Below are 14,937 nucleotides of genomic sequence, written 5' to 3'. Positions count from 1 at the left end.
GCCGAAGAAGGCTGGTGCTGCTTTTTCATGATTTCGCATAAAACCGGTATCAAACTTCCTTGGTTTTCCGTCCATGGAGCAAAAAGTATAAGAGAATGTTGAACAATATTACAAAGCATAGGCCGAAGTACAGATGGCCGTAAGTCGTGTAAGGCACAATGAATCCTAACAAATAAGGCCCGAAGCCCAATCCTGCGTCAAGAAAAATAAAGAATGTGGAAGTGGCAAGCCCCATGCGGTGAACTGGGGTCACTTTGACGGCGAGGGCTTGAATGCAGGATTGCATGTTTCCATAGCCGAGGCCGATCAAAACTCCCGAAAGCAGCAAAATAAAACTATTTTGGGCAGCGCTTAATACAAACATTCCAATGGCAAAAAACAAAAAGGCCGGGTACATGACAAAGTTTGCCCCTTTGGCATCCAACAGGCGTCCTGAAAACGGACGGGAACATAAAATCGCCACGGAATACACCAAAAAGAAGAAACTTGCTGCTTTCAGCAAATGAAGTTCCCGGGCATAAAGATTCATAAACGAAAGAACGCCGGAATAGCATAAAGCGGCAATCAGCATGATGAAGGAAACAGGAATGGCTTTCGGTTCGAGATAATTCGAAAGCTTGAGTCCTTTCATGGATTCTTTTTCGATCATTTTTTCCGGTTCGGAAACTTCAATAAAAAATGAAGTGATGAAACTGATTATGCCCAGCAATGAACATACCCCAAAAACGAGCTCATAGCCGGTATGCTGGGTCAATAAGATGCCCAAAAAAGGACCGATTGCCGTAGCCAGTGTAGAGCTCATGCTGTAGTATCCGATTCCTTCCCCTCTCCGGTTGGCCGGGATGATTTTGGCCACGATGGTTCCGGTCGCCGTGCCGGCAAAGCCAAGGGTTGCCCCATGCAAAAACCGGACAAACAGGAAGAATCCGATATTGATTTGTATGAAATAAAGAAGGCTTGATGCCGCAAAAAGGAAAGTTCCGATCATTAACGTCCTTTTATAGCCGATGGAATTGATTTTGCTGCCAACAAAAATCCGTCCGATTAAAGTGGCGATAATGAAAATCCCCGTTGCAAGCCCCGCTACGCTTGCGGAGGCGTTAAATTCCGTTTTTGCATAAACCGCCACAATGACGACTAACAAATAGAATACGCACGTTAAAAGAAAATTGATCAATGAGGTAATAAGAAAATCTTTCGTCCATAATTTTGCATCGTTCATTTTTGTTTCCCTTCTTTTTCTGCGAGCTGTTGGCGGATTTTCGATAGGGTTTCGAAAAAGGATTGAAGTTCATTTTCAGATAGCTTTTCCAATATTTTTCTTTCTAAATTTGAAATTTCTTTTCGGCATGCCGCATAAAGCTCCTCTCCTTTGGGCGTCAGTTGCATCAATTTTTCCCTTCGGTCGCGGCTTTCAATTTTTTCGACCAGTTGCAGATCTTCCAGGCAGCTGACCCTGCGCGTAATGGTGGGCTTTTCCACGCTGTAGCGTTTCGCTATTTCAACCAAAGTGGACGGACCATGATGCTTTATGTAATAAATGACTTGCCAGAGAGAGTAAGAAAGATTGTATTTGCCCAATAGTTCATTTAAGGAGCTGATAAGAGGACGATACAATCGCAAATATTGTTGTAAAAAACCTTCCAACACGGTCACCCCCATTTAAATGGTTACCCTAGGTAACTATATCATTATAGCAATTATAATCAATATTTAAAAGTGTCGCCATGGTAACTATAAGGGGGGAAGTGGCCTGATTTCTGTCCGCCCATTGATCAATAAAATTGATGTTTAATCAATTAAAAGATAAATTTTTTTAAAAGTTCTATATCATTTGTTTTGGAATAAGCTTGTTTTTATATGTTTTTGTGATAATAAATGCCGAAAATATATTATTTTTTTTAAAATCATCTCGATATTAGATAGGTTTTATACAAAATTGAAATTGTTCTTTCACAATAAAAAGTCATAAAATGAGGTTAAGAAAAATTATTCTGCGAAAGAGTGATGGATGATGTGTGGAATAACAGGCTGGGTTGAATGGGATCAAGATTTGAGACAGCATGAAGTCACCATCAATAAAATGGCGCAAACATTGGGGAAAAGGGGGCCCGACTCACTGACCAATTACCGCGACACGCATGCAGCCCTTGGCCACACCAGACTCATCGTAGTAGATCCTGCCGGCGGACGGCAGCCGATGACAAAAATTAAGGATGGAAATGCTTATACAATAGTCTATAACGGAGAATTGTATAATACGGAGGAATTGAGAAAGGAATTAATCAAACGGGGATATACTTTCAAATCCCATTCGGATACGGAAGTGCTCCTCACGGCATATGTGGAATGGAAAGAAGATTGTGTATACCACCTCAATGGAATATATGCATTCGCCGTTTGGGATCCTGCATGTGAAAAATTGTACATGGCGAGGGACCGGCTGGGTGTAAAGCCTTTATTCTATCATTATAACGGAAACCGTTTGTTGTTCGGGTCGGAATTGAAGGCGATTTTGGCCCATCCGGAAATGAAAGCGGAAATTGACAGGGAAGGATTGCAGGAATTGTTTGGGCTTGGTCCATCCAGAACTCCGGGCCATGGGGTATTCCGGGGGATTTCCGAATTAAGGCCGGCTCACTTTTTGATCTTTGACCGCAGCGGACTGACAATCCGCCGTTATTGGAATGTCAACAGCGAAAATCATGTACATTCATTGGATGAAACAATTGAGCATGTCCGCTTTCTCATAAAAGATGCCGTGGAACGCCAGCTGGTGGCCGATGTCCCGGTTTGTACGTTTTTATCGGGAGGGCTCGATTCCAGCGCCATAACCGCTATTGCTTCCAATTATTTTAAGAAGCAGGGAAGGGGAACACTGCATACCTATTCCATTGATTATGAGGAAAACAGCCATTATTTTCAGAAGAGTTTATTTCAGCCGGATGAAGACCGGCCATGGATTGAAAAAACGGTGCAATACTTGGGTGTCGCTCATCATCAAGTGATTGTCTCCCATGAAGAACTGGCAGAAAAATTGAAGGATGCGGTGATTGCAAAAGATTTGCCGGGGATGGCGGATATCGATTCTTCATTGTTGATGTTTTCCGATGAGGTAAAAAAACAGTTTACCGTTGCATTGTCCGGCGAATGCGCCGATGAAATTTTCGGCGGGTATCCATGGTTTTATAAAGAGGAATTGCTGAGAGGCGAAGGATTTCCGTGGATGCAATCCATGTCCGCAAGAGAGAATCTTCTATTGCCGTTTTGGAAGGAAAAGTTAAAGTTGAAGGAATATGTCAAACAGAGGTATGAAGAAACCATCCGGGAAGTGCCGGCACTGGAGGGTGAACATGCAACAGAAGCGCGTAGAAGAGAAATTTTTTATCTCAATATGATATGGTTTATGACGACCCTGCTTGACCGGAAAGACCGGATGAGCATGGCGGCAAGCCTGGAAGTGCGCGTTCCTTTTGCCGATCATCGGATCGTCGAATATGCATGGAATATCCCATGGACGATGAAAATGTTGGACGGAAGGGAAAAGGGGCTATTGAGAAAAGCAATGGAGGGAATTCTGCCGAAAGAGATAATATATCGGAAAAAAAGCCCGTATCCAAAAACACATCATCCAAAATATACAAAGTTAGTGAAAGAAATGTTGCGACAAATATTGCAAAAGGAAAATTCACCAATCCTTGAATTTGTTTCAAAAGAAAAGCTGGAAAAAATGCTTGATACCAATGAATCTCCTAAATTTCCGTGGTTCGGCCAGCTGATGGCAGGCCCCCAGCTCATCGCACATTTGGTCCAAATGAATATGTGGTTCAATTTATATAATGTGAATTATGTCGATTAATGGGTTCAAGACAAAAAACAGGCAGAAACGATGAATCATTTGGAATGGAATTAGGAAACATAGAGTACAAGCGCGGTTATGAATCAAGGAAATGGAGGGGTCAGTGATGATCAACTTAAACCCTGATCATTTTATCATCAAACCAGCATTAGCCACAATCAATTGTGAACCGAATTGGCAGTGGAAAAGGAAGGCGCCGATCCCAAACTATGATTTGCTGTATATTTGGAGCGGCGAAGGAAACTTAAATTTGAACGGCAAAGACTATAAATTGCAGGAAGGGAGCTGCTTTTTATTCAGGCCCGGGGATTGGACGACAGCGACGCACAATCCTATGAATCCGCTCGTAATCACGTACATCCATTTTGATCTTGAAACAGAGCCGGAAATTATTCCGAAACATTATCGAATTCTCCAGGACCGCATCCATTTTGAATCTTTGTTGACCAGGTATGTCCGTTTATTTTTGGTAAAAACCTTTGCCGCGGAAATAGAAGGTAAGCTTATCCTGAAACAATTGATGATTCAGCTTCTGAGGGAAGATCAGCTGGCCGAAACGCAACAGGATGAGGATCACGATGAAATGAAGGGCCAAATCTTTTTTAACATCCGGGAAGTGGCCAACTACGTGCAGCAACATCCGGGAGAAAATCATACAGTCGAAAGTTTGGCGGCCCGCGCAAACTTTTCGCCCCGTTATTTTTCAAAAAAATTCAAGGAGATTATGGGGCAAACCATTCAGTCTTACATTATTGAAACCCGCATCAAAAGGGCGGAGCATTTATTGCATTATACCGGAATGTCCGTAACGGAAGTGGCCGATGCCCTGGGTTACAATAATATACATTATTTTAGCCGCCAATTCAAAGCGTATACCGGAAAAAGCCCTTCCGAAATCCGTACGGTGCCAGCGCCAATAAAATCTGATAGAAAAGAACTGACAATGCAAAGAAACGCCTAATTCAATAAAAAACCGGCAATTTCCTGAACGGAAATGTCGGTTTTTTATTAAAGGCATAAACATTTGGGCAACATTGGCAATTCTTCCGCCACTGCTGCCAAGGTTGTGAAAGCGGTGATCGTTCCGCTTTCCGCCAATATGTTTTCGCCCGTGAAGGAGGTGTAAAAAAGTGCAAACATTCTATGAAATAGTCTAAATATTTTTAATTCTAGTCCTGATAGGATGTATGTATAGAATACAGGAAGAATTAAGGGGTGCAAAAAATGAAACAACTACTCAACCAAGGCTTATACAATCCGCGACTGGAACATGACTCGTGTGGAATCGCCTTATTAGCAAATATAAATGGAGAGAAAACCCATTTTATTGTATCCCAGGCCCTCACTGCCCTTGAACGGTTGACACATCGGGGAGGAAGGGACGAAAAAGAAACGATGGGGGACGGATCCGGTATTTTGACGGATATTCCTCATGAACTCTTTTCAAAAGAATGGGAAAAACAAGGAAAGCAACTCCCTGAAACTGGACGATACGGGGTTATGATGATTTTTCTTCCTAAAGAAACTACAAAACTAGTTGAATATAAATCGAGAATCGAAGAAATCGTTGAAAAGAGCGGTTTAGAATTGTTCGGCTGGAGAACGGTGCCGACGAACGAAGAAGTTTTGCAAAAGGAAGCAATCGAGTCAGCCCCTTCAATTCATCAATTATTTGTATTGCCGGCGTCAAATCTGGAACAAGAGGATTTTGAACGACGCTTATATGTGGTCCGCCGCAAAATCGAAAAGATATTCGGCGAGATCGAAAAAAATAAAGACGCTTGCTATATCTCCAGTTTTTCATCAAAAACGATCGTATATAAAGGACTCCTCTTGCCGGAGCAGTTAAAGAATTTCTATATAGATTTAACCGATGAAGATTATCGTTCAAAAATGGCGATGGTCCACAACCGTTTCAGCACAAACACTTTCCCGAGCTGGAGCAGGGCACAACCGAACCGTATGATCATGCATAACGGTGAAATCAATACCATCAACGGAAATGTGAATTGGATTTTCGCCAGGGAAGCATCCATGCAATCAAACGTGTTCGGCGTGGATGAGAAAGAACTTCATCCAATCATCAATCTGGACGGCAGCGACTCTGCAATGTTTGACAATGTGTTGGAATATTTGGTGCTATCCGGCTGGTCGTTGCCGCAGGCGATGATGATGATGATTCCGGAACCTTGGCAAAACAACCCGTTGCTTTCCGCAAAACAGCGGGCGTTTTACGAATACCATAGCGCATTGATGGAGCCATGGGATGGCCCGGCCGCAATGGGATTCACAAACGGAAAACAGGCGGGTGCCTGCCTCGACCGCAACGGTTTGCGTCCTGCAAGATATATTTTGACAGACGACGACTTCTTCTATTTATCTTCGGAAGTCGGGGTTGTCGATATACCGGAGGAAAAAATCGTTCAAAAAGGCCGCTTGAAACCTGGCCAAATGTTGTTGGTGGATTTTGAGAAAAGAACGCTGTTGTTTGATGAGGAACTAAAACAGCAGCTCATCAATGAACAGCCATATGAACAATGGGCGGCCGAAATGATCATCCCTCTTGATAACATCCCGGCTCTAAATATACAGAAGTCAAGGAAAATGAATAAAAAACAGCTTGTCCGGCTTCAAAAAGCATTCGGCTATACATTCGAAGAGTGGGAGAAATATATCAAACCTCTTGCAATGCGCGGTGACGATCCGGTCGGTTCAATGGGTTATGACGGACCGCTCGCCGTTTTATCAAAAAAACCGCAACTGTTGTTCAACTATTTCAAACAGCGGTTTGCACAAGTAACCAATCCTCCAATCGATGCCATTCGGGAAGCTTACGTAACATCGATGGAAGTGTATTTGGGAGGAGAAGGAAACTTATTAAATCCGAAAAGGGAAGAATATCAAAAAATTAAATTGAAAACACCGATTTTGACAAAAGACGACTGGATGAAAATCATCGGTTTGCACCTGAACGGATGGAAAATAAAAAGACTGTCCTCCTTATTCCCTTCGAGACAGCCGGAACTGATGGAACAGCATTTGGAGAAGCTCTTGAAAAAAGCTGAAAAGGCAGCGGAAGAGGGTTGCCAACTGCTTATCATCAGCGACCGCGGAGCCAACAAGGAAAATGCGGCCATTCCTTCATTGCTGGCAGTTTCCGGTATCCACCATCATTTAATTCGGAAAGGACTCCGCAATAAAGTGAGCATCATTGTCGAATCAGGGGAACCGAGAGAAGTTCACCATTTTGCGGCACTGCTCGGTTACGGGGCCAATGCCATCTATCCATACTTGGTATATGCATCCATCGCCCAACTGGAAGAGGGCGAAGAAAAAGATTTCATCGGAAAATATGTTAAAGGGATCACAAAAGGCATCTTAAAAGTCATGTCCAAAATGGGCATTTCGACGGTGCAAAGCTATATCGGCGCGCAAATTTTCGAGGCGGTCGGCCTCAGCAGGGAAGTCATCGACCGTTATTTTCCTCGCACGATTTCCCAAATCGGGGGTCTCGATATAACGGATATCGCTTTGGAAACAGCAGCCCGCCACAACAGAGGATGGGAAGACAAAAGATTATTGCTTGAAGAAGGTTCCGATTTCCAATGGAGAAAAAGCGGGGAAGAACATCTATATCGTCCGGAAACGATCCATACATTGCAGCTGGCTTGCCGCACAGGCAATTACGAATATTACAAAAAATACAGCGAAATGCTTTCAAAAGAAAGCATGACAACATTGAGAGACCTGTTTGAATTAAAAAGCGACCGGAAACCAATTCCTATCGATGAAGTGGAACCGGTTGAATCCATTTTCAAACGGTTCAAAACTGGAGCCATGTCTTTCGGTTCCATCAGCAAGGAAGCCCACGAAGCGATTGCCATCGCCATGAACCGCATCGGGGCGAAAAGCAACTCGGGCGAAGGCGGGGAAGATCCGGAACGGTACATTCCGCTGCCAAACGGGGATTCCAAGTTAAGCCGCATCAAACAAGTCGCATCAGGACGATTTGGCGTCACAAGCCATTATTTGGTCAATTGTGATGAAATCCAGATCAAAATGGCCCAGGGAGCCAAACCAGGCGAAGGAGGACAGCTTGCCGGACACAAAGTGACGGTGGAAGTGGCGAAAACGAGAGGATCGACTCCTGGAATCGAACTCATTTCACCGCCTCCACACCACGATATTTATTCGATTGAAGATTTGGAACAATTGATTTATGACTTGAAAAATGCAAATCCTGAAGCGCGCATCAACGTCAAACTTGTTTCCGAAAGCGGCGTTGGAACGATAGCGGCGGGCGTTGCGAAAGCAAAAGCCGATGTGATTCTCATCAGCGGATATGATGGAGGAACGGGAGCGGCTGCCAGAACAAGCATCAAACACGCCGGCCTTCCTTGGGAATTGGGGCTTGCGGAAGCTCATCAAACGCTTATGCTAAACGGCTTAAGAAACAAAGTGGTGCTTGAAACGGACGGAAAACTGATGAACGGAAGGGATGTCGTGATCGCCGCATTGCTGGGCGCGGAAGAATTCGGATTTTCTACATTGCCGCTGGTATCGCTGGGCTGTGTGATGATGAGAGTTTGCCATTTGGATACTTGCCCGGTCGGAATCGCGACACAGAACCCGCAGCTCAGAAGGAAAATGATTGGCACTGCGGAACACGTCATTAATTTGATGCATTTCATCGCGCAAGAAGTACGCGAGTTGATGGCAGAACTTGGATTCAGAACTTTGGAAGAAATGATCGGAAGGACTGACATCATTCAAATCAAAGACGATCTTGGCTGGAAAGAAAAGAAACTGGACTTTTCCGCCCTTCTGGCAATGCCGGAAGGGGAGCGGACGGCATCCAAAAGCCAGGATCACCAATTGCAAGAAACATTGGATTATCAAAAATTGATTCCATTAAGCCAGGATGCGCTGACTAAAAAACGGACGGTTCAGATCAACCTTCCTATCCAAAACACAAACCGCTCCGTCGGCACGATGCTCGGGTATAAAGTATCGAAAAAATTTGGAAGCGAAGGATTGAAAGAAGATACGATCCAAATTCATTTCAATGGTTCAGCCGGCCAAAGTTTTGGGGCATTTATACCGCAAGGCATTACGTTGAAACTTGAAGGCGATGCCAACGACTATGTCGGCAAAGGGTTATCCGGCGGAAAAATCATCGTGGCCCCTCCATCAAATGCAAAGATTGCCGCAGAGGAAAATGTGATCATCGGCAATGCGGCATTTTATGGAGCGACAAGCGGAAAAGCGTTTATCCGTGGAAAAGCCGGGGAAAGATTTTGCGTCCGGAATAGCGGAGCGCACGTCGTGGTGGAAGGTGTCGGCGATCATGGCTGTGAATATATGACGGGCGGACGGGTCGTCATTTTAGGTGAAGTCGGCAAAAACTTTGCCGCAGGAATGTCGGGCGGAATCGCATATGTTTATTCGCCGGCGAATGAACATTTTACGGAAATCTATAACGACGAACTCGTTTTGCTGGAAGAGATTCATAACTTGCAAGAATTGAATTTTGTCAATGCGTTAATCAAAGAACATTATCAACAAACAAAGAGTCCAATCGCACAAAGAATTCTTCAAAATTGGGAGTTTGAAGCGCAGAAATTTATCCGCGTCATTCCTCACAAATATAAACAGATTTTGGAACAAGAAGAAAAACAATTATTGAACAGCTACTTAGCATGAGAGGATGGTGAGCAAAATGGGGAAACCAACTGGATTCTTGGAATATAAAAGGGAAAATGTCCGGTATCGTGATCCTTTAGAAAGAATCCGAGATTGGAAGGAAATTTCTTCTTTGCCTTCCGAAAACACTTTAGCCAAACAGGCGGCCCGTTGCATGGATTGCGGCGTTCCATTTTGCCAGAACGGTTCATTGATTGGGGGCATGACGACAGGATGTCCAATCTTCAACTTAATTCCGGAATGGAATGAACTGGTGTATCAAGGAAAGTGGAAAGAGGCTTATGAACGTTTAAGCAAGACAAATCCGTTTCCTGAGTTCACAGGAAGGGCATGTCCGGCTCCTTGTGAAGCTGGATGTGTCGCTTCCCTCTATGAAAGCTCGGTAAGCATCAAAAGCATTGAATGGGCGATCATCGAAAAAGCCTTTGAAGAAGGATGGGTAAAACCGCAGATTCCAAAACAACGGACAGGAATCAAGATCGCCGTTGTCGGTTCAGGTCCAGCAGGTTTGGCTTGCGCCTATGAATTAAACAACTATGGCCATTCGGTGACCGTTTTTGAAAGAAGCGACCGGGTTGGAGGACTTCTTACGTACGGAATTCCAAAAATGAAAATTGAACAACATGTTGTTGATCGCAGAATCCGCTTGATGGAAGAATCGGGCATTTCCTTCTTGACGAATGTGGAGGTAGGAAAAGATTACTCCATCGAACGTTTAAAAGAAGAATTTGATGCAGTCATTCTTTGCACAGGAGCAACAAAACCGCGGGACATGGATGTGAAGGGCAGAAATTTGAAAGGCATTCATTTTGCGATGGAATATTTGCATTCCAATACAAAAAGTTTATTGGATTCCGACTTGAAAAATGGGCAATACATTTCTGCGGAAGGAAAAGATGTCGTGGTCATCGGCGGCGGTGATACGGCAGTCGATTGTATCGCTACCGCACTAAGGCAAAATTGCAAAAGTGTCGTTCAATTGGATATTTATCCAAAACGCCCTGCAGAACGGGCACCGGATAATCCTTGGCCACAATATCCGCTTATTTATAAATTGGACTACGGACAAGAAGAAGCAAAAGCAAAATTCGGCGACGATCCAAGACTATTTGCAACTTCGGCTTTGGAATTTATCGGGGATGATGGAGGCCGGCTCGTTGCTGTCAAGACTGTCGGCATAAAAACCACATTCAATGAAAAAGGCGAAAAAATCCGTGAACCGATACCGAACACCGAAAAAGTGCTTTCTGCGCAGCTTGTTTTGATTGCCATCGGATTTGAAGGGCCGGAAAGGGAACTATTCGATCAATTAAACATTGATGTGGGCGGATTAAGAAAGAGCCGTTCCTATCAAACGGATCTGGAAAATGTCTTTGTGGCCGGAGATGCCAGAAGAGGCCAAAGTTTAATCGTATGGGCGATCCAGGAAGGGAAAGAAGCCGCAAAAAGATGCCACCGATATGTAACAAGTAAAGTAAACTTATCATTTTAGGAGGGATATGGTGCAAGCAACAGATTATATCCAGCAATTATTTGCCGACCGGATTGGAGGCCCCTCTTTCGGTCTGAAGGAAGAAATATTCAAATTCGAAAAAATTAAGCGGGCCAAACGGGCGGCCATCAAAGAAAAGCCTCATGTCCCTTTGATCGATTTGGGAGTCGGGGAGCCGGATGCGATGGCGGATATGAGGGTTGTCGAAAAACTGTATGAAGAAGCGGCAAAACCGGAAAACCGGTTTTATTCGGACAATGGGATCCCGGAATTCAAGGAAGCCGCTTCCCGCTACATGGCGGAAGTGTTCGGGGTGCCGGATCTGGATCCCGAAACGGAAATCAATCACGTTATCGGTTCAAAATCAGGGCTCAGCCTCCTGCCGGCCGCTTTCATCAATCCCGGCGACATTACCTTGATGCCGTCCCCTTGTTACCCCGTGCTGGGCACGTATACAAAATATTTTGGGGGGGAAGTTGTTCACCTCCCGCTATTAAAAGAAAACGGATTTTTGCCCCGCCTGGATCAAATCGATCCGGAAGTATTGAAGAAAGCTAAAATGATTTATCTGAATTATCCGAATAATCCGACAGGTGCAGTTGCCTCGAAGGAATTTTTTGAGGAAGTCGTCGAATTTGCAAGAAACAATCAAATCATCGTTGTCCACGATGCAGCATATGCCGCTCTCATGTTTGACGGAGAAAAGCCGCTCAGCTTTTTATCCGTGCCGGGAGCGAAGGAGGTCGGGGTAGAAATCCATTCATTATCCAAATCCTTCAATATGACGGGCTGGAGAATCGGGTTTATTGCAGGAAATCCGAAGCTGGTCAAAGCCTTTCAAACGATCAAGGACAATAGCGATTCGGGACAGTTTATCCCCATTCAGAAAGCCGCAAGTTTTGCATTGGCTCATCCTGAAATCACGGAACAAACGGCCAAAAAATATTCCCGCAGACACGAAATGCTCGTCCAAGTTTTGCGGGGGTGCGGTTTTCAAGCGGAGAAACCGAAAGGCTCCTTCTACTTATATGCCGAAGCGCCGGTCGGCATTAAAGAAGGTCCGTCATTCCAAACGGCGGAGGATTTCTCCCAATACCTCATACGTGAACATCTCATATCAACCGTTCCTTGGGATGATGCAGGACGCTTCATAAGATTTTCCGTTACATTCGAAGCCGATACGGAAGAAGAGGAAAAACAAGTGATGAGAGAGATTGAAAGAAGGTTGAAAAGAGATCGGTTCATATTTTCAAGAGGGTGATCAAAATGCTGTTTACGAAAATGCATGGCCTAGGCAATAATTACATCTTCATCAATCTATTGGAAAACACTTTGGAGGAAGATTCGCTTCCAACACTTGCCAGAAATCTTTCGGATGTGAGATTTGGCATTGGTTCCGACGGTATGATTCTCATTTGTGATTCCAAAGTGGCCGACTTCCGGATGCGGATTTTTAACGCGGACGGGTCTGAGGGAAAAAATTGCGGCAACGGATTGAGATGTGTAGCGAAATATTTGTACGATCATCAGTTTGTAGATTCGGAAAGTTTTACCATCGAAACGCTTGGAGGAATTGTGGAAGTCCATATTTCCGAAAAGAAGAAAGAAGTGGAATATGTCACGGTTGATATGGGCGAACCGAAATTGTTAAAGACCATGATTCCGATGATCGGAGAGCCGATGACAATGACCATCAATGAACCATTCGAAATCGGCGGAAATCAATACCGCTTAACCTGTGTTTCAATGGGCAATCCCCACGCCATCATGTTTGTCGATGATGTCCATAAGGTGCCTCTTGATAAGATTGGTCCGATGATTGAACATTCCGACATTTTCCCTGAAAGAGTGAATGTCGGGGTAGTGGCCGTCAAAAAGCCGAATGAACTCGACTATCGGGTGTGGGAAAGGGGTTCGGGCATCACGATGGCCTGCGGTACAGGAGCTTGCGCGGCGGTAGTCGCTGCCACTCTGAACAATAAAATTGAAAAGGACCAATCCATAACCGTTCATTTGCCGGGGGGTGATCTGGAAATACGTTGGGATGAGAACAACCATGTATGGATGAAAGGAAAGGCGGAATACATCTGCCATGGTGAATTCAAATTGGAAGATTTCACAAAAGAAAAGTTGTTAAAAGCATCAGGCGAATAAAAAATTTAAGGAGGAATTATTCATGAAAAGAAATTACACAAAAGAAGACATTCTAAGAATCGCAGAAGAGGAAAATGTCCGATATATCCGGTTGCAATTTACAGACCTGTTCGGAATTATCAAAAACGTTGAAATTCCTTTGAGCCAATTGCCAAAAGCGTTGGACAACAAAATCATGTTCGACGGTTCTTCCATTGAAGGATTTGTAAGAATTGAAGAATCCGATATGTATTTATACCCTGATTTAAATACATGGCTCATTTTCCCTTGGGAAACAGAATACGGAAAGGTTGCCCGGTTAATTTGCGATGTATATTTGCCGGATGGCACACCTTTCCCTGGAGATCCCCGCGGGGCTTTAAAGAGGGTATTAAAAGAGGCAAACGAGCTTGGATTCACTGCCATGAACGTAGGTCCGGAACCGGAATTCTTCCTGTTTAAAGCAGATCCAAGCGGCAATCCGACAATGGAATTAAACGACCAGGGCGGATATTTCGATTTGGCTCCGACAGACCTGGGCGAAAACTGCCGCCGTGATATCGTTTTAACTTTGGAACAAATGGGATATGAAATTGAAGCTTCTCACCACGAAGTTGCTCCTGGGCAACATGAAATTGACTTCAAATATGCAAATGCGGTCGAAACAGCTGACAATATCCAAACGTTCAAATTAGTCGTGAAAAACATTGCCAGAAAACATGGATTACATGCAACATTCATGCCAAAACCTCTCTACGGGGTAAACGGTTCAGGAATGCACTGCCACCAATCACTTTTCCGGGGAAATGAAAATGCCTTCTATGATGAAAATGATGAACTTGGTTTGAGTGAAACAGCGAAACAATATTTGGCAGGAATCTTAAAACATGCTTACAGTTTCGCTGCCATCACAAACCCGACAGTAAATTCCTATAAGCGGTTAGTTCCAGGATATGAAGCTCCTTGTTATATCGCTTGGTCAGGCAAAAACCGCAGTCCTCTTGTACGCGTTCCTGCAAGCCGTGGATTAAGTACACGAATTGAATTAAGAAACCCGGATCCATCCGCAAATCCATATCTCGCATTAGCAGTCATGCTTGCTGCAGGGTTAGACGGCATTAAAAACAAGTTGACTCTCAGCGAACCTGTAAACTCCAATATTTACAAAATGAATGAGCAAGAGTTAGAAGACCTGAACATTAAAAGTCTTCCATCCAGCCTGGAAGAAGCGCTTGATGCATTGGAACAAAACGAAGTGATCAAAGCGGCGCTGGGAGAACATATTACTACCCACTTTATCGCAGCCAAACGGTTGGAGTGGGATGAATTCAGAATCAGCGTACATCCATGGGAACGTGAACGTTATATCACTTTATATTAAAGGGGGACGATTCATGAAAAAAGTTGAGGTCATCACGCGTCCAGAGGTGTTCAAAGAATTGAGGGATAATCTTTATTCCATCGGAATCGGCGGCATGACGGTAACGGAAGCCGCCGGTACCGGCAAACAAAAGGGGGTGGAAGGTTTATTTCGGGGAACAACCTTCGAAATAAAAGTTCTGCCGAAGCTGAAAATTGAAGTGGTAGTGGATGATGAGCAAGTGGAGGAAGTTGTGGAAGTTATCCAAAAAACATGCAATACAGGATCGGTAGGTGATGGAAAAATTTTTATTATTCCTGTGGAAGAAGCCATTCGGATCCGGACAGGTGAACATGGGAAACAAGCGATTATCTGAGATGAGGGGAGTCG

10 protein-coding genes are annotated in these 14,937 nt (G+C 44.2%); 8 read left to right on the top strand and 2 right to left on the bottom strand.

Going from position 1 to position 14,937, the window contains the following annotated elements:
* Positions 1-49: 49 nt before the first annotated feature.
* Together NST62_RS07770 and NST62_RS07765 are read right to left on the bottom strand one after the other, a co-directional pair.
* Positions 50-1,222 (bottom strand): MFS transporter, encoded by a 1,173-nt coding sequence (locus tag NST62_RS07770; protein ID WP_141601415.1) that lies wholly within the window; start codon positions 1,220-1,222, stop codon positions 50-52.
* Positions 1,219-1,650, bottom strand: coding sequence for a MarR family transcriptional regulator (locus NST62_RS07765; RefSeq protein WP_342462796.1), 432 nt, complete (start codon positions 1,648-1,650; stop codon positions 1,219-1,221). The genes NST62_RS07770 and NST62_RS07765 overlap by 4 nt, the downstream gene beginning before the upstream one ends.
* Positions 1,651-2,011: 361 nt before the next feature.
* Here NST62_RS07765 and asnB point away from each other — a divergent pair, with 361 nt between their 5' ends.
* The 8 genes from asnB (at position 2,012) to NST62_RS07725 (ending at position 14,923) form a co-directional block, all read left to right on the top strand.
* Complete coding sequence (gene asnB, locus NST62_RS07760) at positions 2,012-3,859, top strand: asparagine synthase (glutamine-hydrolyzing) (protein WP_181733170.1); 1,848 nt, start codon at positions 2,012-2,014, stop codon at positions 3,857-3,859.
* 106 nt (positions 3,860-3,965) lie between these two features.
* Entirely contained in the window at positions 3,966-4,820 is an 855-nt protein-coding gene (locus tag NST62_RS07755; RefSeq protein WP_141601413.1) for an AraC family transcriptional regulator, read from the top strand.
* A gap of 263 nt (positions 4,821-5,083) precedes the next feature.
* Positions 5,084-9,562, top strand: coding sequence for a glutamate synthase large subunit (gene gltB / locus NST62_RS07750; RefSeq protein ID WP_342462795.1), 4,479 nt, complete (start codon positions 5,084-5,086; stop codon positions 9,560-9,562).
* 16 nt (positions 9,563-9,578) lie between these two features.
* The gene (locus NST62_RS07745; RefSeq protein ID WP_141601411.1) at positions 9,579-11,054 is read left to right on the top strand and encodes a glutamate synthase subunit beta; all 1,476 of its coding nucleotides are present in this window, start codon (positions 9,579-9,581) and stop codon (positions 11,052-11,054) included.
* Between the two features lie 7 nt (positions 11,055-11,061).
* Positions 11,062-12,315, top strand: a complete 1,254-nt coding sequence (locus tag NST62_RS07740) for an LL-diaminopimelate aminotransferase (protein ID WP_141601410.1) — start codon at positions 11,062-11,064, stop codon at positions 12,313-12,315.
* A gap of 5 nt (positions 12,316-12,320) precedes the next feature.
* On the top strand, positions 12,321-13,208 hold the full coding sequence (dapF, locus tag NST62_RS07735) for a diaminopimelate epimerase (protein WP_141601409.1): 888 nt from the start codon (positions 12,321-12,323) through the stop codon (positions 13,206-13,208).
* Positions 13,209-13,230: 22 nt separating this feature from the next.
* A complete protein-coding gene (gene glnA, locus NST62_RS07730; RefSeq protein ID WP_141601408.1) occupies positions 13,231-14,568 on the top strand; it encodes a type I glutamate--ammonia ligase in 1,338 nt (445 codons plus the stop codon).
* Between the two features lie 13 nt (positions 14,569-14,581).
* Positions 14,582-14,923 (top strand): P-II family nitrogen regulator, encoded by a 342-nt coding sequence (locus tag NST62_RS07725; RefSeq protein WP_141601407.1) that lies wholly within the window; start codon positions 14,582-14,584, stop codon positions 14,921-14,923.
* Positions 14,924-14,937 lie beyond the last annotated feature (14 nt).

Source organism: Ureibacillus sp. FSL K6-8385 (assembly GCF_038593155.1).
GTDB lineage: Bacteria > Bacillota > Bacilli > Bacillales_A > Planococcaceae > Ureibacillus > Ureibacillus terrenus.
Note: the sequence above shows the minus strand (reverse complement) of the source record. Positions and strands in the feature narration are given on the sequence as shown.

Coding starts and splice junctions, on each gene's coding strand:
- NST62_RS07770 (WP_141601415.1), bottom strand. CDS start 1,222: ATGAACGATGCAAAATTATGGACGAAAGATTTTCTTATTACCTCATTG.
- asnB (WP_181733170.1), top strand. CDS start 2,012: ATGATGTGTGGAATAACAGGCTGGGTTGAATGGGATCAAGATTTGAGA.
- NST62_RS07755 (WP_141601413.1), top strand. CDS start 3,966: ATGATCAACTTAAACCCTGATCATTTTATCATCAAACCAGCATTAGCC.
- gltB (WP_342462795.1), top strand. CDS start 5,084: ATGAAACAACTACTCAACCAAGGCTTATACAATCCGCGACTGGAACAT.
- NST62_RS07745 (WP_141601411.1), top strand. CDS start 9,579: ATGGGGAAACCAACTGGATTCTTGGAATATAAAAGGGAAAATGTCCGG.
- NST62_RS07740 (WP_141601410.1), top strand. CDS start 11,062: ATGGTGCAAGCAACAGATTATATCCAGCAATTATTTGCCGACCGGATT.
- dapF (WP_141601409.1), top strand. CDS start 12,321: ATGCTGTTTACGAAAATGCATGGCCTAGGCAATAATTACATCTTCATC.
- glnA (WP_141601408.1), top strand. CDS start 13,231: ATGAAAAGAAATTACACAAAAGAAGACATTCTAAGAATCGCAGAAGAG.
- NST62_RS07725 (WP_141601407.1), top strand. CDS start 14,582: ATGAAAAAAGTTGAGGTCATCACGCGTCCAGAGGTGTTCAAAGAATTG.